Here is a 22036-nt window from a genome sequence, read left to right as displayed (position 1 = left end):
TTGTCGGCGTTTGCGCCCGCCCGTTCCCAGGCCTGGCCCCGATAGAGGATGGATTCACATCAGGCGCCGCGCACGCATGCACGGCACCGCCAATTCCCGCCCGCTAGCACACCGCCTCAGGAGGCGTTCTTCGCTTCGCGTGCGAGGTTCGCGAGCCATGCCTCGTCGGCACGGCTCAGCAACTTGTCGCGACGCGCCCGGTCGATCAGGTCCGGACGCTTCAGCCACGTATTCCTCAATGCTTCCTGGCGCCGCCAGCGCTCGATCTCGGCATGATGGCCGCCGAGGAGCACGTCCGGCACGCGCAAGCCCTCGTATTCCTCGGGCCGCGTGTAATGCGGACAATCGAGCAGGCCGCCGACGAAGCTGTCCTGCACGGCCGACTGTGCATCGTTCAGCACGCCGGGCAGCAGGCGCACGACCGCATCCATCATCGCCATCGCCGGCAGCTCGCCGCCCGACAGCACGAAGTCGCCGAGGCTGATTTCCTCGTCGACGCAGCGGTCGAGCAGACGCTGGTCGATCGCTTCGTAGCGGCCGCACAGCACGATGACGCCCGGCTCCTGCGCCATCCGCACGACACGATCGTGCGTGAGCGGCGCGCCCTGCGGCGACATCATCACGACACGTGTGCTCGCGACGCCCTGCTCCGCCTGCGCCGCCTTCGCGGCGTCGATCGCAGCCTCGAGCGGCTTCGCCAGCATCACCATGCCCGGACCACCACCGTACGGCCGATCGTCGACCGTGCGGTAGTTGTTCGTCGTGAAATCACGCGGGTTCCAGGTACGCAACCCAAAGCTGCCCTGCTTCACGGCCCGGCTGGTGATGCCCCAGTCGGTCAGCGCACGGAACATTTCGGGAAAGAGCGTGACGACATCGAACTGCACCGCGCTCTCCGTAACCTGGTTCATTTAATAATCGGCTTCCCAGTCGACGACGATGCGACGCGCCGCCTGATCGACCGTTTTGACGTACACGCCGACGAACGGGATCAACCGCTCGGCAGGCGCCGGCTGGCCGTCTTTCCCGGTCGCCGGATATTCGATGCGCATGATCGAATGCGCGCCGTTGTCGATCATCCCGATCACCTTCCCGAGTGCCACCGATTGCTCGTTGACGACGTCGAGACCGATCAGGTCGACCCAGTAGAACTCGTCTGCGTCCAGCACCGGAAAGTCTTCCCGGCGCACGGACACGCGAAAGCCGCGCAAAGCCAGCGCGGCATCGCGATCGCCCAGACCGGCGAGATGCGCGACAACCGTGTCGCCGTGCGTCTTCGCCTGCGTGATGCGGACGGCATGCCGCTCCGCACCTTTTTCCAGCCACCAGCAGCGCGCGTTGAGCAGCGCGTCGCCACCGCGACCGGCGTCAGCGTGGGTCATCACCTTGACCCAGCCCTTCAGGCCGTAGGCATCGACCACCGCCCCGACCTCGACGGCGTCGTCGGGCCAGCCTTGCACCGCTTCGAGGCTGCCCTGCTCGGCAGCCGCGCCGGCGTTCGCGGCAGCACCGCGCTCGACCGGCTTGCGGACGAATGCGCCGAACGACGCTCGCCCGCGCCTTGCGTTACCGGTATCGTGACCCGCCATCAATGCACCTCACAGCCGGCACGACCGGCACACCGTGCCATGTTAGGCAGCCGGCTGCGCCTTCTGCGCTTGCTTCACGAGACGCTCGACGGTCGGCGACAGTTGTGCGCCAACGCCTTGCCAGTACGTCAGGCGATCCTGAGCGATACGCAGCGATTCGCCCTTCGTAGCGACCGGGTTGTAGAAGCCGACGCGCTCGATGAAGCGGCCGTCACGACGGTTGCGCGAATCGGTAGCGACGATGTTGTAGAACGGGCGCTTCTTCGAGCCGCCGCGAGCCAGACGGATGATAACCATATGAAATCCTTCGGGAAAACCGGGTTCGAAACTACTGAAACGTGCGATTATAGCTGGAAACCAGAGGCACAACAAACACTTACGCGCAAAAAATCCGCGAACGCCCGACCGGCGGGCATACAATCGGCCTGTCCAGGACCGTCCGCCGTCCCGCCATGCCGCCGCTTTGCGCCGTGGCGCGCCGCGCGCAGCGTCGCGTTGCGGCGCTCGTTGCCGGTGTCGCCTGTCTCGCCTCCGCATCGACGTTCGCCGCCGACCTGCCGGTGAGCGAACTCGTCGTGCCGCCCGGTTTCCACGTGTCGCTGCTCACCGATGCGGTGCCGACTGCACGGGAAATGGCGTGGTCGCCGCGTGGCATCCTGTATGTCGGCACCCGCGAGGGCCGCGTGCATGCACTCGTGATGCGGGAGGGCCAGATCAGTGCGCATTTCGTGATCGCGTCCGGGCTCGACATGCCGGTCGGCGTCGCCTACCGGGACGGCGCATTGTACGTGTCGGCCGTATCGCGCATTGTGCGCCTCGACCGCATCGACGACCAGCTTGCCGCACCGCCGAAGCCCGTGGTCGTCACCGATGCGCTGCCGGCCGAGCACCATCACGGCTGGAAATTCATCGCGTTCGGGCCGGACGGCAGGCTGTACGTGCCGACCGGCGCACCATGCAACGTATGCCTCGCCGACCGCAACCGGTTCGCGATCATCGCGCGCATGAATCCGGACGGCAGTCACCGGGAGGTGGTCGCGCGCGGCGTGCGCAATACGGTCGGATTCGCGTGGCATCCGGACACGGGCGAGCTGTGGTTTACCGACAACGGCCGCGACTGGATGGGCGACGACGTGCCGGACGACAAGCTCAACCGCGCGCCGCACGCGGGCCTCGACTTCGGCTTCCCCTATTGCCACGGCGGCGACACGCCCGATCCCGAGTACGGCAGCCAGGACGCGTGCCGCCACTACACGGGCCCCGTGCTGAAGCTCGGCGCGCATGTCGCCTCGCTCGGCATGCGCTTCTATACCGGCTCGATGTTTCCAGCCGCGTATCGCAACAACATCTTCATCGCCGAACACGGCTCGTGGAACCGCAGCACCAAGGTCGGTTATCGCGTGATGCGCGTCGTGGCGTCCTCCGACGGCAGCCACGCGCGGCAAACGCCGTTCGTGACCGGCTGGCTGCGGCCCGACGGCACCGTGTGGGGCCGCCCGGCCGACGTGCTGGCGCTGCCCGACGGCTCGCTGCTCGTCAGCGACGACTACGCGGGCGCGATCTACCGCATCACCTATGCGGCACCTTGACGCAGAGCGGGGGTGACCGCCTCCACCACCGCATCGTAGAATGCGTGCCGGCGCCGCACGCCGGCGCCGCGTCTCCGGTGGCCCATTCCAGCGCCCCATTCCAACGACATTACGCCCGCCCATCCATGTCCAGCAGCAGCACCGCCCCGATCCGCCGCTTCCGCTCCAAGACGCTTACCGCCGCCCTCGCGTTCCTGTTCGGCTCGATCGGCGCGCATCGCTTCTATCTGTACGGCTTTCGGGACGTCTATGGCTGGGCCCATCTGCTCGCGACGATCGTCGGCATTCCCGGCTTCCTGCTGCTCGCCGCGACCCAGCGCACCGCCGGCCTCGGCTGGTGGCTGGCGCTGCCCGGCGCGATTTCGCTGCTGGCGGCCTTCCTTGCGGCCATCGTCTACGGCCTGCGTCCGGATGAAAAGTGGGACGCGCAATTCAATGCGGACACCGGCAGGCACAGCCGTTCCGGCTGGATGGTGATCTTCGTCGTGATCTTCTCGCTGCTGATCGGCGCGTTCCTGCTGATGACGGCGCTCGCCCTCTCGTTCCAGACGTATTTCGAGTCTCAGGTCGAAGCGGCCAAGCAGATCTCGCAATAAATAAACTGAAGCGACGCGCCGCACGCCTGCTTCGCTGGCGGCGTCGCCCTCCATCCGATGGCGCGCCGGAAACTAGAAAAGGCTCAACTGCGTGTCGTCGCGCGACGTCGAACCGACCGCACGCGCGTTTGATCGAGGGGTGGCCGCCCTTCCCACCTCCGGCCCGCGGGTGAGCAGCCCCGGGTGGCCGGCCCCCGGATGGCCGGCCCCTCTAAACTGCGACAGATCGAGAATGCCGTTCGCGCGCTCGTTCAGCCCCAGCCGCTTGACCGCCTGGCGAAAACGCTGCTTCAGCAGATCCGCCCAGATCCCTTCGCCCTTCATCCGCTTGCCGAAATCCGAGTCGTAGTCCTTGCCGCCGCGCATGTCGCGCACGCGGTTCATCACGCGCTCCGCACGATCCGGGAAATGTGCGGTCAGCCAGTTCCTGAACAGCGGCGCAACTTCCCAGGGCAGCCGCAGGATGATGTAGCTCGCATGCGTCGCGCCCGCTTCCGCGCACGCTTCGAGCACCCGCTCGAGGTCCGGCTCGGTGACGAACGGAATCACCGGCGCGATGCTCACGCCGACCGGCACCCCCGCGTCGCGCAGCGCGCGGATCGTGCGCAGGCGGCGGGCCGGCGTCGCCGCGCGCGGCTCGAGCGTGCGCGCAAGATCCGCGTCGAGCGTCGTGATCGTAACCGCCGCCATCGCCTGCCCGCGCGCCGCCATCGGCGCCAGCAGGTCGAGATCGCGCTCGATCAGCGACGATTTCGTGATCGCGGCGAACGGCAGCCCGTGATCGTGCATGACCTGAATCACGCTGCGCGTGATGCGCAGATCCCGCTCGACCGGCTGGTATGCATCGGTATTGACGCCGAGCGCGATTGGCTCCGGCACGTAGCGCTTTCTGGAAATCTCGCGCTCGAGCAGTTCGGCCGCGTTGACCTTCGCATAGATGCGACTCTCGAAATCGAGCCCCGGCGACAGGCCGAGATAGCTGTGCGTCGGCCGCGCGAAACAATAGATGCAGCCATGCTCGCAGCCGCGATACGGATTGAGCGACACGCTGAACGGAATGTCGGGCGACTGGTTGCGCGTGAGGATGCTGCGCGCCCGCTCCTCGAACACCTGCGTGCGCAGCGGGGCCGGCAAATCGGCGTCGTCCGCCTCGTGCGTCCAGCCGTCGTCGACCGCCTCGCGAAGCGCCGTCTCGTACCGCCCCTGCAGATTGTCGACCGCTCCGCGCCCCTTGCGAGGTGTGGGCGGCGCAACCGGAAATTCATTGTCGGATCGATCGTCCATCTCGCCACCCAGTCACCTGCACTCAATACTGTATATTTATACAGTATTGAGTGCAGCGTGCCAAGGGCGAGATAAGGGTGAAACAATGGGACGAGGCAAGGGGCCTATTCGTCGACCGAAATCGTCAGCGTCTCCTTGATTTCCTCCATCACGACATAGCTCTTCGACTGCACTGCGCCCGGCAGCTGCAGCAGGATGTCGCCCAGCAGCTTGCGGTAGTCGGCCATCTCGCCGATCCGCGCCTTGATCAGATAGTCGAAATCACCCGACACGAGATGGCACTCGAGCACCTCGTCGATCTTCATCACCTCCCGGCGGAACTGCTCGAACATGTTGCCGCCCTTGTGACCGAGCGTGATCTCGACGAACACGAGCAGCGCCGCGCCGAGCTGGGCCGGATCGACCCGCGCGTGATAGCCGGTGATCACGCCGTCGCGCTCCATGCGCCGCACGCGCTCGATGCACGGAGTGACGGTCAGTCCGACCTGCTCGGCGAGATCCTTCATCGCCATCCGGCCGTCGTTCTGGAGCAGTTTGAGGATGCGCCGGTCGAGCTTGTCGAGCGTGCGTACCGGTTGGCGTTGGGTTCTCATTTGTTTATGCTGAAAAGCCAAAAAATACGATAACAAAAACTGCACATTCGACAATACCATAGCGAAAAAAACTAGATCAGCTAGAGGTTACACGGAGCCGCGGGTGCATCCGGCCTCGATCTGGTCCTTCCATCTGGAGCAGCTATGCGAGTCGTCGTTCTGGGCAGCGGTGTAGTGGGCGTGGCAAGCGCGTATTACCTCGCGCGCGCCGGTCATGAAGTCACGGTGATCGACCGGGAGGCCGGCCCGGCGCTCGATACGAGCTTCGCGAACGCGGGCCAGATCTCGCCCGGCTACGCGGCGCCGTGGGCCGCGCCCGGCGTGCCGCTGAAGGCGGTCAAGTGGATGTTCGAGAAGCACGCGCCGCTCGCGATCCGCCTCGACGGCACCCGCTTCCAGCTGCAATGGATGTGGCAGATGCTGCGCAACTGCACGGCCGAGCGCTACGCAGTGAACAAGGGCCGCATGGTCCGTCTCGCCGAATACAGCCGCGATTGCATCCAGGCGCTGCGCGCCGACACGGGCATCGCGTACGAAGGCCGCACGGGCGGCACGCTGCAACTGTTCCGCACGCAGCAGCAGCTCGACGGCGCGGCGAAGGACATCGCGGTGCTGCAGGACGCGAACGTGCCGTTCGAACTGCTGTCGCCGGCCGAGCTGAAGAACGCCGAACCGGCGCTTGCCGCGGTGTCGCACAAGCTGACGGGCGGCCTGCGCCTGCCGGGCGACGAAACCGGCGACTGCCAGTTGTTCACGACGCGCCTCGCCGCGCTCGCCGAAGGGCTCGGCGTCAAGTTCCGCTACAACACGCCGATCGACGCGCTCGCGGTCGCCGGCGGCAAGATCGCCGGCGTGCAGTGCGGCGGCGAGATGGTGCGCGCTGACGCTTATGTCGTCGCGCTCGGCTCTTACTCGACCCGCTTCATCGCGAACCTGATGAAGATTCCGGTGTATCCGCTCAAGGGCTATTCGATCACCGCGCCGATCGTCGACGAAGCGGCCGCGCCGGTGTCGACCGTGCTCGACGAAACCTACAAGATCGCGATCACGCGTTTCGACCAGCGCATCCGCGTCGGCGGGATGGCGGAAATCGTCGGCTTCGACAAGCGCCTGCGCGACGCGCGCCGCGAAACGCTCGAGATGTGCGTGAACGACCTGTTCCCGGGCGGCGGCGATACGTCGAAGGCGACGTTCTGGACCGGCCTGCGCCCGATGACGCCGGACGGCACGCCGATCGTCGGTCGCACGCCGGTGTCGAACCTGTTCCTGAACACCGGCCACGGCACGCTCGGCTGGACGATGTCGTGCGGCTCCGGCCAACTGCTCGCCGACCTCATTTCCGGCAAGCAGCCGGCGATCCAGGCGGACGACCTGTCGGTGCACCGCTACCTGAAGGACGTGGCAGGCCAGCCGCGTCCCGCTTACGCGTAAGTCGCACCGGCCCGCTGCAGCGGGCCGGTCTGAGTCAAGCCAAAAGGCGCCCGAGGGCGCCTTTTGGCATTGCATCCCACGCCGGCGTCAGAACTGGTCTTCCGTCAACGCGAGTACACCCTCGCCGCCCTTCGCGCCGACGATCGACGCCTCGAACCCGCCCGCCTGCACGAGAATGTGTTCCGCGTAGAACTGCGCAATCGCGATCTTCGCATCGAAGAACGCCGGATCGCTCGCGCGGTTCGCATGCGCCACCACCAGCGCGCGCGCCATCTGCCACCCGCACAGCACCACGCCCGCCAGCTTCAGGTACGGCACGCTGCCCGCGAACACCGCGTTCGGGTCCTGCTTCGTGTTCGCCACCACATAATCGACCACCGCCGACAGCGCCCGCGCGCCCTTCTCCAGCTGCGCCTTCATCGACGCCGCCGCCGCGCCGTCGAGCTTGCCCAGCGCGTCGACCGTCCGACCGATCTCGCCGAGCAGCGCCTTCGCCACCGCGCCGCCGTCGCGCACCGTCTTGCGGCCCACCAGGTCGTTCGCCTGGATCGCCGTCGTCCCTTCGTAGATCGCCAGGATCCGCGCGTCGCGGTAGTACTGCGCGGCACCCGTCTCCTCGATGAAGCCCATCCCGCCGTGCACCTGCACGCCCAGGCTCGCAACGTCGTTCACCATCTCCGTGCTCCAGCCCTTCACGACCGGCACCAGGTACTCGTAGATCGCCTGGTGGCGCGCGCGCGTCGCCTCGTCCGAATGGCGGTGCGCAATGTCGCTGTGCGCGGCCGCCACATAGGCCAGCGCCCGCGCGCCTTCCGTCAGCGCGCGCATCGTGCCGAGCATCCGCCGCACGTCCGGGTGCTGGATGATCGCCACCGACTGCTTCGCCGAGCCGTCGACCGGCCGGCTCTGCACCCGCTCCTTCGCGAATGCCGCCGCCTTCTGGTACGCACGATCGGCCACGCCGATCCCCTGCATCCCGACGCCGAAGCGCGCCGCGTTCATCATGATGAACATGTATTCGAGGCCGCGATTCTCCTCGCCGATCAGGTAGCCGACCGCGCCGCCATGGTCGCCGTATTGCAGCACCGCGGTCGGGCTCGCCTTGATGCCGAGCTTGTGCTCGATCGACACGCAGTGCACGTCATTGCGCGCGCCGAGGCTGCCGTCGTCGTTGACGAGGAACTTCGGCACGATGAACAGCGAAATCCCCTTCACGCCTTCCGGCGCATTCGGCGTGCGCGCCAGCACGAGGTGGACGATGTTCTCGGCCATGTCGTGCTCGCCCCACGTGATGAAGATCTTGGTGCCGAACACCTTGTACGACCCGTCGCCCTGCGGCTCGGCGCGCGAGCGCACCAGCGCGAGGTCCGAGCCGGCCTGCGGCTCGGTCAGGTTCATCGTGCCGGTCCATTCGCCCGAGATCAGCTTCGGCACGTAGCGCTGCTTCTGTTCGTCGGTGCCTGCCGTCAGGAGCGCCTCGATCGCGCCGTCGGTCAACAGCGGACACAGCGCGAACGACAGGTTCGCCGCGTTCAGCATCTCGATGCACGGCGTCGCGATCAGCTTCGGCAGCCCCTGGCCGTCATATTCGGCCGGATGCTGCAGCCCCTGCCAGCCGCCTTCGACGAACTGGCGGAACGCCTCCTTGAAGCCCGGCGTCGCGGTCACAACGCCGTCCTTCCAGCTGCTCGGATCGCGGTCGCCGTCGACGTTCAGCGGCGCCAGCACTTCGCCGCAGAACTTCGCGGATTCGTCGAGCACCGCCTGCGCGGTGTCGAAGCCCGCGTCCTCGAAACCCGGCAGCTGCGCGACGGCGTCGATGCCGGCCAGTTCCTTCAGCACGAACAGCATGTCCTTGACCGGTGCGGCGTAACTCATGGTGCGTCTCCCTCTTCTCTCTTCTGCTGATGGCGTAAAAAAAGGGGCGCTCGTCGCGCCCCTCGTCTCGCATGCTTACCGCTGAAGCGTCACGCCGCGTCAGCCGAGCTCGTTTACGAGCTCCGGCACGAGCGTGAACAGATCGCCGACGAGGCCATAGTCGGCGACGCTGAAGATCGGCGCTTCCGGATCCTTGTTGATCGCGACGATCACCTTCGAATCCTTCATGCCGGCCAGGTGCTGGATCGCGCCCGAGATGCCGACCGCGATATACAGCTGCGGCGCGACGATCTTGCCCGTCTGGCCGACCTGGTAGTCGTTCGGCACGTAGCCGGCGTCGACCGCCGCGCGCGATGCGCCGAGTGCCGCTTGCAGCTTGTCGGCCAGCGGCTCCAGCACCTTCGTGTAGTTCTCGCCGCTGCCGAGGCCGCGGCCACCGGACACGATGATGCTGGCCGACGTCAGCTCCGGACGGTCCAGCTTCGTCACCTCACGGCTCACGAACTGCGACTTGCCGGCGTCGGCCGCCGCGTCGATCTTCTCGACCGACGCGCTGCCGCCAACGGCAGCGACCGGGTCGAAGCCCGTCGCGCGCACGGTGATGACCTTGACCGGGTCGCCCGATTGCACGGTCGCGATTGCGTTGCCCGCGTAGATCGGGCGCTCGAACGTGTCGGCCGAATCGACCGCCGTGATGTCCGAAATCTGCGCGACGTCGAGCTTCGCCGCGATGCGCGGCGCAATGTTCTTGCCGTAGGCGGTCGCCGGCGCGAGGATGTGCGAGTAATCCTTCGCGATGTTCAGCACCGTCGCCTCGACGTTTTCCGCGAGGCCCTCGGCCAGTTGCGGCGCGTCGGCCAGCAGCACCTTGCTGACGCCTGCGATCTTCGCCGCCGCATCCGCCGCGGCTTGTGCGTTGTGGCCCGCGACCAGCACGTGAATGTCGCCGCCGATCTTCTGCGCCGCCGCCACCGTGTTCAGCGTCGCGGCCTTGATCGACGCGTTGTCGTGTTCTGCAATAACCAGAATCGTCATTTCCTTGCGCTCCCTCTTACAGCACCTTGGCTTCGGTCTTCAGCTTCTCGACCAGCGTCTTCACGTCCGGCACCTTCACGCCGGCCGCGCGCTTCGGCGGCTCCACCACCTTCAGCGTCTTCAGGCGCGGCGCGACGTCGACACCGAGGTCTTCCGGCTTCACCGTTTCCAGCGGCTTCTTCTTCGCCTTCATGATGTTCGGCAGCGTCACGTAGCGCGGCTCGTTCAGGCGCAGGTCGGTCGTGACGACCGCCGGCAGCGTCAGCGACAGCGTTTCCGCGCCGCCGTCGACTTCGCGCGCGACCGTCGCCTTGCCGTCGGCGATCGTCACCTTCGACGCGAACGTCGCTTGCGGCAGGCCCGCCAGCGCAGCCAGCATCTGGCCGGTCTGGTTCGAATCGTCGTCGATCGCCTGCTTGCCGAGGATCACCAGCTGCGGCTGCTCCTTGTCGACCAGCGCCTTCAGGATCTTCGCGACCGCGAGCGGCTCGACGCCGTCGTTCGACTCGACGAGGATCGCGCGATCCGCGCCGATCGCGAGCGCCGTGCGCAGCGTTTCCTGCGCTTGCGCGACACCAACCGACACCGCGACGATTTCCGTCGCCACGCCCGCTTCCTTCAGGCGCACCGCCTCTTCAACGGCGATTTCGTCGAACGGGTTCATCGACATCTTCACGTTCGCAATGTCGACGCCCGTGTTGTCCGACTTCACGCGGACCTTCACGTTGTAATCGACCACTCTTTTCACTGGCACCAGGATTTTCATGCACACGCTCCAAAGTTACGAATACGACCAGAGACCATTTTATAGCGAGGCCTCGTGACTGCGCGGCCAAGCGGATCCTTCCATCGTGGCTATCGAGGATACTGCTCCTCCGCGGCGGGCCGACAATAGCGAACGGTCGTTCTATTTTAAAAGAGAAAAAACCCGGACGCAAAGCCCGGGTTTTCGATCATGGCCTCTAATCACCGCCGGGCGTCCCGTCCGCCACGCTGTTACCAGGCGGCGATCACCGCGCCGCCGAATTTGCCCTCGATGAACTGCTTCACCTCGGGCGAATGATAGGCCGCGACGAGCTTCGCGACCCACGGCTTGTTCCGGTCGGCGTCGCGAATCGCGATGATGTTCGCGTACGGACCGTTCGGGCCCTCGATCGCGATCGCGTCCTGCTTCGGTTTCAACCCCGCTTCCATTGCGAAGTTCGTGTTGATCGCGGCTGCGTCGACGTCGCCGAGCGAACGCGGAATCTGCGCGGCATCCAGCTCGACGATCTTCAGCTTCTTCGGATTGTCGACGATGTCGAGCGGCGTCGCCTTCAGCCCCGCATCCGCACGCAGCTTCAGCAGGCCCTGCTTCTGCAGCAACAGCAGCGCGCGGCCGCCGTTGGTCGGATCGTTCGGGATCGCGACGCGCGCGCCGGGCTTCAGTTCGGCGAGCGTTTTCACGCGCTTCGAGTAGATGCCCATCGGGAACGTCACCGTCTCCGCGACCTTGATCAGCTTGTAGCCGCGATCCTTCACCTGCGCGTCGAGGTACGGCGCATGCTGGTAGCTGTTCGCGTCGAGGTCGCCGGCGGCGAGCGCCGCGTTCGGCTGCACGTAGTCGGAGAATTCGACGATCCGGATGTCGAGGCCGCCCTTCGCCGCGACCTTCTTCACCGCCTCCATCACCTGCGCGTGCGGGCCGCCCGTCACGCCGACCTTGATGGTCTCGGCGCGAGCCTGCGCGCCCGCGAACAGCGCAGCCGCGCCGAGCGCCGCCGCGAACTTCAGCATGAACCGTCGTTGCATCGTCATTCCCCCAAACACGTCGGATGTCGCTTTACTTGTGGCTGAGCCGTCGCACGAGCCAGTCGCCGAACGACTGCACGATCTGCACGAACACGATCAGGATCGCGACCACCGTCCACATCACTTCCGGCAGGTAGCGCTGGTAGCCGTAGCGGATCCCGAGATCGCCGAGCCCGCCGCCGCCGATCGCGCCCGCCATCGCCGAATAGCCGACGAGCGACACGAACGTGATCGTCAGCCCCGCGACGATGCCCGGCAGCGATTCCGGCAGCAGCACCTTGAACACGATCTGCGACGTCGTCGCGCCCATCGACTGCGCGGCTTCGATCAGCCCGCGGTCCACCTCGCGCAGCGCGGTCTCGACCAGGCGCGCGATGAACGGCGCGGCCGCGAGCGTCAGCGGCACGACCGCCGCCGCGGTGCCGATCGACGAGCCCGTGACGAGCCGCGTGAACGGAATCACCGCGACCAGCAGGATGATGAACGGCGTCGAGCGCACCGCGTTCACGAAGCCGCCGAGCACGCGGTTCACCGAGAGGTTCTGCAGCACGCCCTGGCGATCGGTCAGGTACAGCAGCACGCCGAGCGGCAGCCCGACGAGCGCGCCGACCACGCCCGAGATGCCGACCATGATCAGCGTCTCCCAGAACGACTGCACGAACATGTCGAACATTTCACTCAACATACGAAAGCTCCTCCACCACCACGCCTTGCTCGCGCAGGAATGCGAGCGCCTGTCCGACCTTGCCCGGCTCGCCGCCCGCGAGCACCGCGAGCGAACCGAACGCCTGGCCCTGGATCTCGTCGATCTGGCCGTGCAGGATGTTGAAATCGAGTTCGTAGCGGCGGATCGTCTCCGACAGGATCGGCTGGTCGACGCCCGACCCCGTGAACGCGAGGCGCAGCAGGTGGCCGCTGCCCGTCTTGAGGCGCTCGGCGACGCGCGCCTTCAGCGCGGGCGGCAGCTCCTGCGCGATCACGTCGCCGATCAGCGCGCGCGTCACTTCGTGGTGCGGCTGCAGGAACACGTCGATGACCCGCCCTTCCTCGACCACGCGCCCGGCGTCGAGCACCGCGACGCGATCGCACACCTGCTTGATCACTTCCATCTGGTGCGTGATCAGCACGATCGTCAGACCCAGCTCGCGATTGATGCGCTTCAGCAGGTCGAGGATCGAACGTGTCGTCTCGGGGTCGAGCGCCGACGTCGCCTCGTCGGACAGCAGCACTTTCGGCTGGCTCGCGAGCGCGCGCGCGATGCCGACGCGCTGCTTCTGGCCGCCGCTGATCTGCGCCGGGTAGCGGTCCTTCTGCGCTGACAGCCCGACGAGATCGAGCAGCGGCAGCACCGCAGCCTCGATGTCGGCGCGGCTCGCGCCGGCCAGCTCGAGCGGCAGCGCGACGTTGTCGAACACCGTGCGCGACGACAGCAGGTTGAAGTGCTGGAAGATCATGCCGATCTCGCGCCGCGCTTCGCGCAGGTCGCGCGTGGGCAGCAGCGTGAGGTCCCGCCCGCCGACGACGACGTTGCCTTCGGTCGGCCGGGTCAGCAGGTTGATGGTGCGCACGAGCGTGCTCTTGCCCGCGCCGCTGCGGCCGATGATGCCGAACACCTCGCCCTTGGGAATCGTCAGGTTGACGTTGTGCAGCGCCTCGACCCAGCCGCTCGGGCCGGGGAAGCGCTGCGACAGATTGCGTAATTCGATCATGTAAACAAAACGGCGGACGGCTGGGGAGCTGGCCCGCCCAGTCGGCCGCCGATGGATCTGGAATAGCCGGCGATTTTACCGCAAACCCCTCATTCCCCTTAATAATCGATTCCGATCTTTTCATAACCAGGCGAAATTAGAGGAAGGCGCTGGCGCGCGGCGGCGGCGCCGCGTCTATGATCGGGAGCGCGACTACACAACGATCGATGGGGACACGCCTGATGACTGCCACCACCACCCCGGCCTCCGCGCCCGCCCCTGCGTCATCCGGGTCACCCGCTTCGCGCGCGCCGCGGATGGGGCGACTGCGCACCGCCGACGGGCTGGAACTGGCGTCGTATCGCTGGCCGGCCGGCGACGGCGCCGCTGCGCCGCGCGCGACGGTCGCGCTCGTGCATGGCCTCGCCGAGCATGCCGGGCGCTACGACGCGCTGGCGGCGCGCCTGAACGCGGCCGGCATCGACGTGCTGGCGGTCGACCTGCGCGGGCATGGCCAGTCGCCCGGCAAGCGCGCGTGGGTCGAACGGTTCGACGGCTACCTGGACGATGCCGACGCGCTCGTCGACGAAGCCGCGCGAAGCGGCGCGCCGCTGTTCCTGATGGGGCACAGCATGGGCGGCGCCGTCGCGGCGCTGTATGCGATCGAGCGCGCGGCGGCGCGCGGCCGCACGTTCGCGGGCCTCGTGCTGTCGAGTCCGGCGCTCGCGCCGGGCCGCGACGTGCCACGCTGGATGCTTGCGGTGAGCCGCTTCATCAGCCGCGTGTGGCCAACCTTCCCCGCGATCCGGATCGATGCGGCGCTGCTGTCGCGCGATCCGGCCGTCGTCGCGGCCAATCGCGCCGATCCGCTCGTGCATCACGGCGCGGTGCCCGCGCGCACCGGCGCGGAAATCCTCGACGCCATGGCGCGCATCGAACGGGGCCGCGGCGCGCTGCGCGTGCCGGTGCTCGTCTACCACGGCACCGAGGACAAGCTGACCGAGCCGGACGGCAGCCGCGCATTCGGCGCGCGCGTCGGCTCGCCCGACCGCACGCTCACCCTCTACGAAGGGGGCTTTCACGAAACGATGAACGACCTCGAGCGCGACCGGGTGATCGACGCGCTGATCGCGTGGCTTCACGCGCGCGCGCCGCTGCGCTGACCGGACGCCCGCGGCGTCAGATTCCGGCCAGCACGCGCAGATGCGCGACGACGCTGCGCCCGAGCGCGGACAGGTTGTAGCCGCCCTCGAGGCAGCTGACGATGCGGCCCTGCGCGTGACGGCGCGCGATCTCGACGATCTGCGCGGTCAGCCATTCGAAGTCCGCCTCGACGAGACCGAGGCCGCCGATGTCGTCTTCGCGATGCGCGTCGAAGCCCGCGGACACGAACAGCATCTGCGGCTTGAACGCATCGAGGCGCGGCAGCCAGAACATGTCGACTGCCTCGCGGATCGCCATTCCGTTGCTGCGCGCCGGCATCGGCAGGTTGACCATGTTCGGCGCCTGATGCTCGGCGCCCGAGAACGGATACAGCGGGTGCTGGAAGAAGCTGCACATCAGCACGCGCTCGTCGTTCGCGAACGCGGCTTCGGTGCCGTTGCCGTGATGCACGTCGAAGTCGACGATCGCGACGCGCTCGAGGCCGTGCACGTCGAGCGCATGCCGCGCCGCGATCGCGACGTTGTTGAAGAAGCAGAAGCCCATCGCGCGTGCCGGCTCCGCGTGATGGCCGGGCGGCCGCACGCTGCAGAACGCATTGCCGTAGCGTCCCTCGATCACCGCGTCGGTCGCCGCGATCGCGGCGCCGGCCGCGCGCAGCGCCGCGCGCCACGTATTGCGATTCATCCGCGTGTCGGGATCGATCTCGGCATAGCCGTCGGCCGGCGTCATGCCGCGGATGTAGTCGATATGCGCCTGTGTATGCACCCGTGCAAGCGCCGCTTCGCTCGCGAACGGCGCGGTCTCGTGCGCGATCAGGTCGTCGATGCGGCTCGCGATCAGCTGGTCCTGGATCGCCGACAGGCGAGCCGGACATTCCGGATGCCATTCCCCCATCTCGTGCAGCATGCAGTCGGGGTGCGTAAAGAAGGCGGTTGCCATAAGCGTCGTCCGCGGCACATGCGCGCCGCAGGTCTCCATCAATGAGGTCCATCGTCTGTCGCGAATTCGCCGCTAACTTACCACAACGGGGCGCCGGTTCGCCCCGGCGCGGCGGATGCGTCGGGTATACTGCGCCGAACACATTTGCCTTGTCCGCCCCGGTTCGTCATGAATTACAAGAAGCCTGCCGCACCCTTCTCCGCGCCGTACCGCGTTCGCCTCCCACTCGTTGCCATCGCCCTCGCCGCCGCGCTGTCCGCTGCGCCGGCCGGCGCGCAGACGCGGCCGGCGGCATCCGCCGGCACGCGCGTCGCGCAGGGCCAGCCGCAACAGCCGACGCCGCAAGGCCAGACCTTCGAGGAAGAGATCGTCCCGCAGCGTTATGCGAACAACGCGCTGGTCGATGCATTCATCGACGAGATGGCGAGCCGCCACGACTTCAATCCGGCCAGCCTGCGCGCGCTGTTCGGGCGCGTGAGCTACTCGGCGACCGCGGTCAAGCTCGTGAAGCCCGCGCCGTCGCCGACGGTGAAGAACTGGCGCGTGTATCGGTCGCGCTTCATCGAGCCGATCCGCATCAACGCGGGCGTGAAGTTCTGGAAAGCGAACATGGCGACGCTGCAGCGCGCGTCCGAGGAATTCGGCGTGCCGCCGGAGGTGATCGTCGGCATCATCGGCGTCGAGACGATCTACGGCCGCTACATGGGCAACTTCCGCGTGCTCGACGCGCTGACGACGCTCACCTTCGATTATCCGGACACGCCGAATCGCGACAGCCGCCAGGCGACGTTCCGCAAGAACCTCGAGGACTTCCTGGTCTGGACGCGCGACAACCAGCTCGACCCGACGACCGTGCTCGGCTCGTACACGGGCGCGATCGGCATCCCGCAGTTCCTGCCGAGCAGCATCCGCGACTACGCGGTCGACTACGAAGGCAACGGCCACGTCGACCTGCGCAACAGCCCGGCCGACGCGATCGGCAGCGTCGCGAACTACCTGAAGCAGCACGGCTGGGAAAACAATCGCCCGGTGGTCTGGCAGATCGCGCCCGACATCGGCAGCCAGGGCATCGCGCAGGCCGCCGCGGACGGGCAGCCGGAACCGCACTGGGCGCTGTCGCAGCTGTTGCGCGCGGGTCTGACGCTCAACGAGCCGGCGATCGACATCGCCGCCGAGGCGGACACGCCGGTCACCGTGGTCGATCTGCCGTCGCCGGGACGCGCGACCGAATACATGCTCGGCCTCAAGAATTTCTACGTGCTGACACGCTACAACCGCAGCTTCTTCTATGCGCTCGCGGTCTACCAGCTCGGCGAGAGCGTGAAGGCGCAGATGGAAGCGACCGGCGCACTCGGACCCGCCACCGCGAACCCGCCGCAGGCCGCGCAGTAAGCATCCTGCCCATACGCAAAAAAGCGCCGCAAGGCGCTTTTTGCTTGATGCGTCCGGTCTCGCTTACGCGGGAAACACGCCTGTCGACAGATAGCGGTCGCCGCGATCGCAGATGATGAACACGATCGTCGCGTTTTCGACCTGGCGCGCGATGCGCATCGCGACTTCACACGCGCCGCCCGACGAAATGCCGGCGAAGATGCCTTCAACGGCCGCGAGCTTGCGCGCCATCGCCTCGGACGCCGCCTGGCTCACGTTCTCGACGCGGTCGACGCGGCTGCGATCGAAAATCTTCGGCAGATAGGCTTCCGGCCACTTGCGGATGCCCGGGATGCGCGAGCCCTCTTCCGGTTGCGCGCCGACGATCTCGATCTTCGGATTCTGCTCCTTCAGATACTGCGACACGCCCATGATCGTGCCGGTCGTGCCCATCGCCGACACGAAGTGCGTGATGCGGCCTTCGGTGTCGCGCCAGATTTCCGGGCCCGTCGCCTCATAGTGCGCGAGCGGGTTGTCCAGGTTCGCGAACTGGTCGAGGATCACGCCCTTGCCTTCGCGCTGCATCTGCTCAGCGAGATCGCGCGCCAGCTCCATCCCGCCCTTGACCGGCGTGAGGATGATTTCCGCGCCATAGGCCGCCATGCTCTGGCGGCGCTCGACCGACAGGTCCTCCGGCATGATCAGCACCATCTTGTAGCCGCGGATCGCCGCGGCCATCGCGAGCGCGATGCCCGTATTGCCGCTCGTCGCCTCGATCAGCGTATCGCCCGGCTTGATGCGGCCGCGCGCCTCGGCCTTGCGGATCATCGACAGCGCCGGACGGTCCTTCACGGACCCCGCCGGGTTGTTGCCTTCCAGCTTCGCGAGAACCACGTTGTTGCGCGCGCGAATCTCGTCGTCCGGCAGGCGGACCAGTTGCACCAGCGGCGTGTTGCCGATCGTGTCTTCGATAGTTTTGTAAGCCATGGAGGTACCGTGAATGCGAGGCCGATCAATCGGTCGATTTTAAACCAGCGCAGAAGTGCGCGCCGCCTACCCCCATTGCAGCGATGGATACCGGCGCCGGGCGAGCATGAGTGCGCAGGCGGGACGTCCACGCAAAAAACCCGCGGCAGGCCGCGGGAAACCGTCGCAATGACGGCCTGAAGGAACCGCTTCGTCCGGCTCGCGAACCCGACCCCGGGCGCGCTATTTCTGCGCGGTGCGCGCGGCGGCCGGCTTGGCGGGCGCCGTCGCCGGCGCGGCCGCGGGCTTGGCGGCGGCAGGTGCGGCGCCTGCGCCGGCCGCCCCGACCGTCAGCCCTTCGCGCTGCAGCCGCTCGACCGTGTGGCCGCCCATGCCCTTCACGCGCGCCGCGAGGTCGTCGGCATTCTTGAACGGACCGCGTGCGTTGCGTTCGTCGAGGATCGCCTTGGCTCTCGCGGGCCCGATGCCCTTGATGCCGATGAGCGCATCCTCGCCCGCGGTATTGACGTCGACAGCCGCCCACGCCGACGCGATCGCGCCGAGCAGGGCCGCCGCAGCGAACCATTGCTTGATCATGTTCCGGATCTCCAAGTGAAAACGGCCGGCGGCCGCCGACCGTGAGACCCAGTCTAAGGATTCGACGCGCCGGCTTAAACCTGGCCGGACAGCCAACGTACGTAGCGGTCGACGCCTTCCTGCACCGTCAGGAACGGCGCATCGTAGCCGGCCGCGCGCAGCTTCGTCTGGTCCGCCTGCGTGTAGCACTGGTACTTGCCGCGCAGCGCGTCCGGGAACGGCACGTATTCGATCAGCCCCTGCTCGACCTGCTGCGCGAGCGTCAGCGGCGGCAGGTTGTCGAGCGCACGCAGCGTGTTTACCACCGACGTCGCGACGTCGTTGAACGGCTGCGCGCGGCCCGTGCCGAGGTTGAAGATGCCCGACTTCTCCGGATGATCGAAGAAGAACAGGTTGACCTTCGCGACGTCCTCGACCGACACGAAGTCGCGCGTCTGCTCGCCCGGCGCGTAGCCGTTGTATTCGCCGAACAGCTTGACCTTGCCTTCCGCGCGGAACTGGTTGAAGTTGTGGAACGCGACCGACGCCATGCGGCCCTTGTGCGTCTCGCGCGGGCCGTACACGTTGAAGTAGCGGAAGCCGGCGATCTGGCTCTTCGCGCTCGGCAGCACGCGGCGGATCACCTGGTCGAACAGGAACTTCGAATAGCCGTAGACGTTGAGCGGCGCCTCGACCTCGCGCTCCTCGACGAAGCGCGTCGAGCCGCCGTAGGTCGCCGCCGACGACGCGTACAGGAACTGCGCGCCCTGTGCGAGGCACGCGTCGAGCACGGCGCGGCTGTAGCGGAAGTTGTTGTCCATCATGTAGCGGCCGTCGTGTTCCATCGTGTCGGAACACGCGCCTTCGTGGAACACCGCGCGCACCTTGCCGAAGTCGCCGCGCGCGAAGCGCTCGACGAATTCGGTCTTGTCGAGATAGTCGTCGATCTCGCAATCGACGAGGTTCCGGAACTTGTCGGCGCGCGTCAGGTTGTCGACCGCGATGATGCGCGTCTCGCCGCGCTCGTTGAGCGCCTTGACGAGGTTCGCGCCGATGAAACCGGCTGCGCCGGTGACGATGAGGGTCATGATCGTCCTGCCTGAAAAGAGAAATGAGGCCGCGCGCGGCGCGTTCGTCGCACCGCGCGCCCGCGCTCAATGAAACAGTTCGTCGTAGTCGACCGTGGCCGTACCCAGCTTGCCGACCACGATCCCCGCCGCGCGATTCGCCAGCACGACCGCGTCGACGAGCGGCACGCCCGCGCCGAGCATCGTCGCGACCGTCGCGATCACCGTATCGCCCGCGCCGGACACGTCGAACACTTCGCGCGCCAGCGCCGGCGCGTGCAGCTCGCCCGCATCGGAGAACAGCGTCATGCCCTCCTCCGAACGCGTGAGCAGGAGCGCGTCGATGCCCAGCGACGCACGCAGCTTCGCGACCCGGTCGCGCAGGTCGTCTTCCGACTTCCATTGCCCGACGACCTCGCGCAGCTCGGCACGGTTCGGCGTGATCAGCGATGCGCCGCGATAACGCTCCCAGTCGTCGCCTTTCGGATCGACGAGCACGGGCTTGCCGGCCGCGCGCGCCTTCGCGATCATCGTCGTCACGTGCGTGAGGCCGCCCTTCGCGTAATCCGACATCAGGATCACGTCGTGCTGCGGCAGCAGCGCGTCGAAACGCGCGAGGCCCGCCAGCAGCACCTCATGGGTCGGCGTCGCCTCGAAATCGACGCGCAGCAGCTGCTGCTGGCGCGCGAGCACGCGCAGCTTGATCGTCGTCGGCAACGACGGGTCGCGCTCGAGATGCGGCGTCACGCCGCTCGTGCCGAGCAGCTCGACGATCCGCTCGCCCGGCTCGTCGCAGCCGACCACGCACAGCAGCCCCGCCTGGCCGCCGAGCGTCACGGCGTTGCGCGCGACGTTCGCCGCGCCGCCGAGCCGCTCTTCCTGGCGCTGCACGTGCACGACCGGCACCGGCGCCTCAGGCGAAATGCGGTCGACGTTGCCGAACCAGTAGCGATCGAGCATCACGTCGCCGACGACCAGCACGCGCGAACCCGCCAGCTGTTCGCGCGGCACCGGGGTCACTTCGCGCGGCGTGCTCATCGTCAGATCATCCACGGGAGCCAGCCTGGGGGTCGACATGGGGGCGTCCGATCGCGTAGTAATCGATGCCGAGCTCGGCCATCGCTTCCGGCTCGTACAGGTTGCGGCCGTCGAAAATCACCGGCGCCTTCAGTTCCGCCTTGAGCCGGTTGAAGTCGGGGCTCCTGAACTCCTTCCATTCGGTGACGATCACGAGCGCGTCCGCGCCCGTCACCGCCGCGTCCTGCGTGTCGACGAAGTGCAGGCGCGACAGCGCGTCCGAACCCTCACCGAGATCCAGCGCGAACACGCGGCGCGCCTCGTCGATCGCGACCGGATCGTATGCGCGCACCGTCGCGCCGCGCTCGAGCAGCTCGGCGATCAGGCGGCGGCTCGGCGCCTCGCGCATGTCGTCGGTGTTCGGCTTGAACGCGAGGCCCCAGACCGCGAACTCGCGACCGGCCAGATCCGCGCCGAAGCGGTGCTCGATCTTGCCGAGCAGCACGGCCTTCTGCGCGTGGTTCGCCTCCTCGACTGCCTCGAGAATGCGCAGCGGCTGGCCGTTTTCGCTCGCGGTGCGGATCAGCGCCTGCACGTCCTTCGGGAAGCACGAGCCGCCGTAGCCGACGCCCGCATACAGGAAGTGATAGCCGATGCGCGGATCGGAGCCGATCCCGCGGCGCACGGCCTCGATGTCGGCGCCAACCTTGTCGGCCAGGTTCGACATCTCGTTCATGAACGAGATGCGCGTCGCGAGCATCGCGTTTGCCGCGTACTTCGCGAATTCCGCCGAACGCACGTCCATGTAGATCGTGCGCTCGTGGTTACGGTTGAACGGCGCGTAGAGCTTCTTCATCTTCTCGCGTGCGATCTCGCCCGTCTCGTCGCCGTCGACGCCGATGATGATCCGGTCCGGACGCATGAAGTCCTCGACCGCCGCGCCTTCCTTCAGGAATTCCGGATTCGACACGACCGAGAACCGGTGCGCGACGCTGCCCGCGAGGCCGCGCGCAGCCAGCGCCTCGTCGACCACGCCGCGCACGCGCTGCGCGGTGCCGACCGGCACGGTCGACTTGTCGACGATCACCTTGAAGCCGGTCATGTGGCGGCCGATGTTGCGCGCCGCTTCGAGCACGTATTGCAGATCGGCCGAGCCATCCTCGTCGGGCGGCGTGCCGACCGCGATGAACTGGATCTCGCCGTGCGCGACGCTCGCCTCGACGTCGGTCGAGAAGCGCAGGCGTCCGGCCGCACGGTTGCGGGCGATGATGTCCAGCAGGCCGGGTTCGTGAATCGGCATGCCGCCGTTGTTCAGGATGTCGATCTTGCGCGGATCGACGTCGAGGCAGAAGACGTCGTGGCCGATCTCAGCCAGGCACGAACCCGTGACGAGACCGACGTAACCGGTGCCGATGATGGTGATTTTCATAGATGTTCCGGTGATGGTTCCCGGTGATTGACT

22 protein-coding genes are annotated in these 22036 nt (G+C 67.2%); 5 read left to right on the top strand and 17 right to left on the bottom strand.

Annotation, left to right across the window (positions count from 1 at the left end):
* Positions 1–116 precede the first annotated feature (116 nt).
* The 3 genes from trmD to rpsP are packed head-to-tail and all read right to left on the bottom strand — an operon-like array spanning position 117 to position 1886.
* Positions 117–911 carry a tRNA (guanosine(37)-N1)-methyltransferase TrmD gene (gene trmD, locus ACFIMZ_RS05770; RefSeq protein WP_431821790.1) on the bottom strand — a complete coding sequence of 265 codons (795 nt, stop codon included), beginning with the start codon at positions 909–911 and terminating at the stop codon, positions 117–119.
* A complete protein-coding gene (rimM, locus tag ACFIMZ_RS05765; RefSeq protein ID WP_431821789.1) occupies positions 912–1589 on the bottom strand; it encodes a ribosome maturation factor RimM in 678 nt (225 codons plus the stop codon).
* A gap of 42 nt (positions 1590–1631) precedes the next feature.
* On the bottom strand, positions 1632–1886 hold the full coding sequence (gene rpsP / locus ACFIMZ_RS05760; RefSeq protein ID WP_010091769.1) for a 30S ribosomal protein S16: 255 nt from the start codon (positions 1884–1886) through the stop codon (positions 1632–1634).
* 155 nt (positions 1887–2041) lie between these two features.
* Between rpsP and ACFIMZ_RS05755 the strand changes: the two genes are divergently transcribed.
* Positions 2042–3178 (top strand): PQQ-dependent sugar dehydrogenase, encoded by a 1137-nt coding sequence (locus ACFIMZ_RS05755; RefSeq protein WP_431821788.1) that lies wholly within the window; start codon positions 2042–2044, stop codon positions 3176–3178.
* Positions 3179–3303: 125 nt separating this feature from the next.
* Entirely contained in the window at positions 3304–3774 is a 471-nt protein-coding gene (locus ACFIMZ_RS05750; RefSeq protein WP_431821787.1) for an NINE protein, read from the top strand.
* Between the two features lie 72 nt (positions 3775–3846).
* Here ACFIMZ_RS05750 and ACFIMZ_RS05745 read toward each other — a convergent pair whose 3' ends face one another.
* Together ACFIMZ_RS05745 and ACFIMZ_RS05740 are read right to left on the bottom strand one after the other, a co-directional pair.
* On the bottom strand, positions 3847–5058 hold the full coding sequence (locus ACFIMZ_RS05745) for a PA0069 family radical SAM protein (RefSeq protein WP_431821786.1): 1212 nt from the start codon (positions 5056–5058) through the stop codon (positions 3847–3849).
* A gap of 104 nt (positions 5059–5162) precedes the next feature.
* Complete coding sequence (locus ACFIMZ_RS05740) at positions 5163–5651, bottom strand: Lrp/AsnC ligand binding domain-containing protein (RefSeq protein WP_017333107.1); 489 nt, start codon at positions 5649–5651, stop codon at positions 5163–5165.
* 144 nt (positions 5652–5795) lie between these two features.
* Here ACFIMZ_RS05740 and ACFIMZ_RS05735 point away from each other — a divergent pair, with 144 nt between their 5' ends.
* Complete coding sequence (locus ACFIMZ_RS05735) at positions 5796–7082, top strand: D-amino acid dehydrogenase (RefSeq protein WP_431821785.1); 1287 nt, start codon at positions 5796–5798, stop codon at positions 7080–7082.
* Positions 7083–7169: 87 nt separating this feature from the next.
* Here the strand turns inward: ACFIMZ_RS05735 and ACFIMZ_RS05730 are convergent, their stop codons facing one another.
* From ACFIMZ_RS05730 to ACFIMZ_RS05705, 6 genes are all read right to left on the bottom strand, one after another.
* Positions 7170–8960 carry an acyl-CoA dehydrogenase gene (locus ACFIMZ_RS05730; protein ID WP_431821784.1) on the bottom strand — a complete coding sequence of 597 codons (1791 nt, stop codon included), beginning with the start codon at positions 8958–8960 and terminating at the stop codon, positions 7170–7172.
* A gap of 99 nt (positions 8961–9059) precedes the next feature.
* Complete coding sequence (locus ACFIMZ_RS05725) at positions 9060–9995, bottom strand: electron transfer flavoprotein subunit alpha/FixB family protein (RefSeq protein WP_431821783.1); 936 nt, start codon at positions 9993–9995, stop codon at positions 9060–9062.
* A 16-nt stretch (positions 9996–10011) separates the two neighbouring features.
* Complete coding sequence (locus ACFIMZ_RS05720) at positions 10012–10761, bottom strand: electron transfer flavoprotein subunit beta/FixA family protein (protein ID WP_059631453.1); 750 nt, start codon at positions 10759–10761, stop codon at positions 10012–10014.
* 230 nt (positions 10762–10991) lie between these two features.
* Positions 10992–11786 carry a MetQ/NlpA family ABC transporter substrate-binding protein gene (locus ACFIMZ_RS05715; RefSeq protein WP_431821782.1) on the bottom strand — a complete coding sequence of 265 codons (795 nt, stop codon included), beginning with the start codon at positions 11784–11786 and terminating at the stop codon, positions 10992–10994.
* 31 nt (positions 11787–11817) lie between these two features.
* Positions 11818–12471, bottom strand: coding sequence for a methionine ABC transporter permease (locus tag ACFIMZ_RS05710; protein ID WP_010091758.1), 654 nt, complete (start codon positions 12469–12471; stop codon positions 11818–11820).
* Positions 12461–13495 (bottom strand): methionine ABC transporter ATP-binding protein, encoded by a 1035-nt coding sequence (locus ACFIMZ_RS05705; protein ID WP_431821781.1) that lies wholly within the window; start codon positions 13493–13495, stop codon positions 12461–12463. The genes ACFIMZ_RS05710 and ACFIMZ_RS05705 overlap by 11 nt, the downstream gene beginning before the upstream one ends.
* Before the next feature lie 221 nt (positions 13496–13716).
* Between ACFIMZ_RS05705 and ACFIMZ_RS05700 the strand changes: the two genes are divergently transcribed.
* Positions 13717–14637, top strand: a complete 921-nt coding sequence (locus ACFIMZ_RS05700; protein ID WP_431821780.1) for a lysophospholipase — start codon at positions 13717–13719, stop codon at positions 14635–14637.
* Positions 14638–14653: 16 nt separating this feature from the next.
* On the opposite strand, the gene ACFIMZ_RS05695 is transcribed toward ACFIMZ_RS05700, so the two are convergent.
* Positions 14654–15577: a histone deacetylase family protein gene (locus tag ACFIMZ_RS05695; RefSeq protein ID WP_431821779.1), complete on the bottom strand. Its 924-nt coding sequence runs from the start codon at positions 15575–15577 to the stop codon at positions 14654–14656.
* 168 nt (positions 15578–15745) lie between these two features.
* Here ACFIMZ_RS05695 and mltB point away from each other — a divergent pair, with 168 nt between their 5' ends.
* Complete coding sequence (gene mltB / locus ACFIMZ_RS05690) at positions 15746–16969, top strand: lytic murein transglycosylase B (RefSeq protein ID WP_431821778.1); 1224 nt, start codon at positions 15746–15748, stop codon at positions 16967–16969.
* Between the two features lie 63 nt (positions 16970–17032).
* Here the strand turns inward: mltB and cysM are convergent, their stop codons facing one another.
* The 5 genes from cysM to ACFIMZ_RS05665 form a co-directional block, all read right to left on the bottom strand.
* Positions 17033–17935 (bottom strand): cysteine synthase CysM, encoded by a 903-nt coding sequence (gene cysM, locus ACFIMZ_RS05685; RefSeq protein WP_431821777.1) that lies wholly within the window; start codon positions 17933–17935, stop codon positions 17033–17035.
* Between the two features lie 222 nt (positions 17936–18157).
* Positions 18158–18511, bottom strand: a complete 354-nt coding sequence (locus ACFIMZ_RS05680; protein WP_431821776.1) for a ComEA family DNA-binding protein — start codon at positions 18509–18511, stop codon at positions 18158–18160.
* A 74-nt stretch (positions 18512–18585) separates the two neighbouring features.
* Positions 18586–19578: an ADP-glyceromanno-heptose 6-epimerase gene (rfaD, locus tag ACFIMZ_RS05675; protein ID WP_431821775.1), complete on the bottom strand. Its 993-nt coding sequence runs from the start codon at positions 19576–19578 to the stop codon at positions 18586–18588.
* A gap of 66 nt (positions 19579–19644) precedes the next feature.
* Positions 19645–20595, bottom strand: coding sequence for a D-glycero-beta-D-manno-heptose-7-phosphate kinase (gene rfaE1, locus ACFIMZ_RS05670; RefSeq protein WP_431822429.1), 951 nt, complete (start codon positions 20593–20595; stop codon positions 19645–19647).
* 7 nt (positions 20596–20602) lie between these two features.
* The gene (locus ACFIMZ_RS05665) at positions 20603–22003 is read right to left on the bottom strand and encodes a UDP-glucose dehydrogenase family protein (RefSeq protein WP_431821774.1); all 1401 of its coding nucleotides are present in this window, start codon (positions 22001–22003) and stop codon (positions 20603–20605) included.
* Positions 22004–22036 lie beyond the last annotated feature (33 nt).

Source organism: Burkholderia sp. F1 (assembly GCF_050813845.1).
Classification (GTDB): domain Bacteria; phylum Pseudomonadota; class Gammaproteobacteria; order Burkholderiales; family Burkholderiaceae; genus Burkholderia; species Burkholderia ubonensis.
Note: the sequence above shows the minus strand (reverse complement) of the source record. Positions and strands in the feature narration are given on the sequence as shown.

Bases quoted from the DNA above. Each gene is read 5' to 3' on its own strand.
- trmD (WP_431821790.1), bottom strand. From the start codon at position 911: ATGAACCAGGTTACGGAGAGCGCGGTGCAGTTCGATGTCGTCACGCTC.
- rimM (WP_431821789.1), bottom strand. From the start codon at position 1,589: ATGGCGGGTCACGATACCGGTAACGCAAGGCGCGGGCGAGCGTCGTTC.
- rpsP (WP_010091769.1), bottom strand. From the start codon at position 1,886: ATGGTTATCATCCGTCTGGCTCGCGGCGGCTCGAAGAAGCGCCCGTTC.
- ACFIMZ_RS05755 (WP_431821788.1), top strand. From the start codon at position 2,042: ATGCCGCCGCTTTGCGCCGTGGCGCGCCGCGCGCAGCGTCGCGTTGCG.
- ACFIMZ_RS05750 (WP_431821787.1), top strand. From the start codon at position 3,304: ATGTCCAGCAGCAGCACCGCCCCGATCCGCCGCTTCCGCTCCAAGACG.
- ACFIMZ_RS05745 (WP_431821786.1), bottom strand. From the start codon at position 5,058: ATGGACGATCGATCCGACAATGAATTTCCGGTTGCGCCGCCCACACCT.
- ACFIMZ_RS05740 (WP_017333107.1), bottom strand. From the start codon at position 5,651: ATGAGAACCCAACGCCAACCGGTACGCACGCTCGACAAGCTCGACCGG.
- ACFIMZ_RS05735 (WP_431821785.1), top strand. From the start codon at position 5,796: ATGCGAGTCGTCGTTCTGGGCAGCGGTGTAGTGGGCGTGGCAAGCGCG.
- ACFIMZ_RS05730 (WP_431821784.1), bottom strand. From the start codon at position 8,960: ATGAGTTACGCCGCACCGGTCAAGGACATGCTGTTCGTGCTGAAGGAA.
- ACFIMZ_RS05725 (WP_431821783.1), bottom strand. From the start codon at position 9,995: ATGACGATTCTGGTTATTGCAGAACACGACAACGCGTCGATCAAGGCC.
- ACFIMZ_RS05720 (WP_059631453.1), bottom strand. From the start codon at position 10,761: ATGAAAATCCTGGTGCCAGTGAAAAGAGTGGTCGATTACAACGTGAAG.
- ACFIMZ_RS05715 (WP_431821782.1), bottom strand. From the start codon at position 11,786: ATGCAACGACGGTTCATGCTGAAGTTCGCGGCGGCGCTCGGCGCGGCT.
- ACFIMZ_RS05710 (WP_010091758.1), bottom strand. From the start codon at position 12,471: ATGTTGAGTGAAATGTTCGACATGTTCGTGCAGTCGTTCTGGGAGACG.
- ACFIMZ_RS05705 (WP_431821781.1), bottom strand. From the start codon at position 13,495: ATGATCGAATTACGCAATCTGTCGCAGCGCTTCCCCGGCCCGAGCGGC.
- ACFIMZ_RS05700 (WP_431821780.1), top strand. From the start codon at position 13,717: ATGACTGCCACCACCACCCCGGCCTCCGCGCCCGCCCCTGCGTCATCC.
- ACFIMZ_RS05695 (WP_431821779.1), bottom strand. From the start codon at position 15,577: ATGGCAACCGCCTTCTTTACGCACCCCGACTGCATGCTGCACGAGATG.
- mltB (WP_431821778.1), top strand. From the start codon at position 15,746: ATGAATTACAAGAAGCCTGCCGCACCCTTCTCCGCGCCGTACCGCGTT.
- cysM (WP_431821777.1), bottom strand. From the start codon at position 17,935: ATGGCTTACAAAACTATCGAAGACACGATCGGCAACACGCCGCTGGTG.
- ACFIMZ_RS05680 (WP_431821776.1), bottom strand. From the start codon at position 18,511: ATGATCAAGCAATGGTTCGCTGCGGCGGCCCTGCTCGGCGCGATCGCG.
- rfaD (WP_431821775.1), bottom strand. From the start codon at position 19,578: ATGACCCTCATCGTCACCGGCGCAGCCGGTTTCATCGGCGCGAACCTC.
- rfaE1 (WP_431822429.1), bottom strand. From the start codon at position 20,595: ATGAGCACGCCGCGCGAAGTGACCCCGGTGCCGCGCGAACAGCTGGCG.
- ACFIMZ_RS05665 (WP_431821774.1), bottom strand. From the start codon at position 22,003: ATGAAAATCACCATCATCGGCACCGGTTACGTCGGTCTCGTCACGGGT.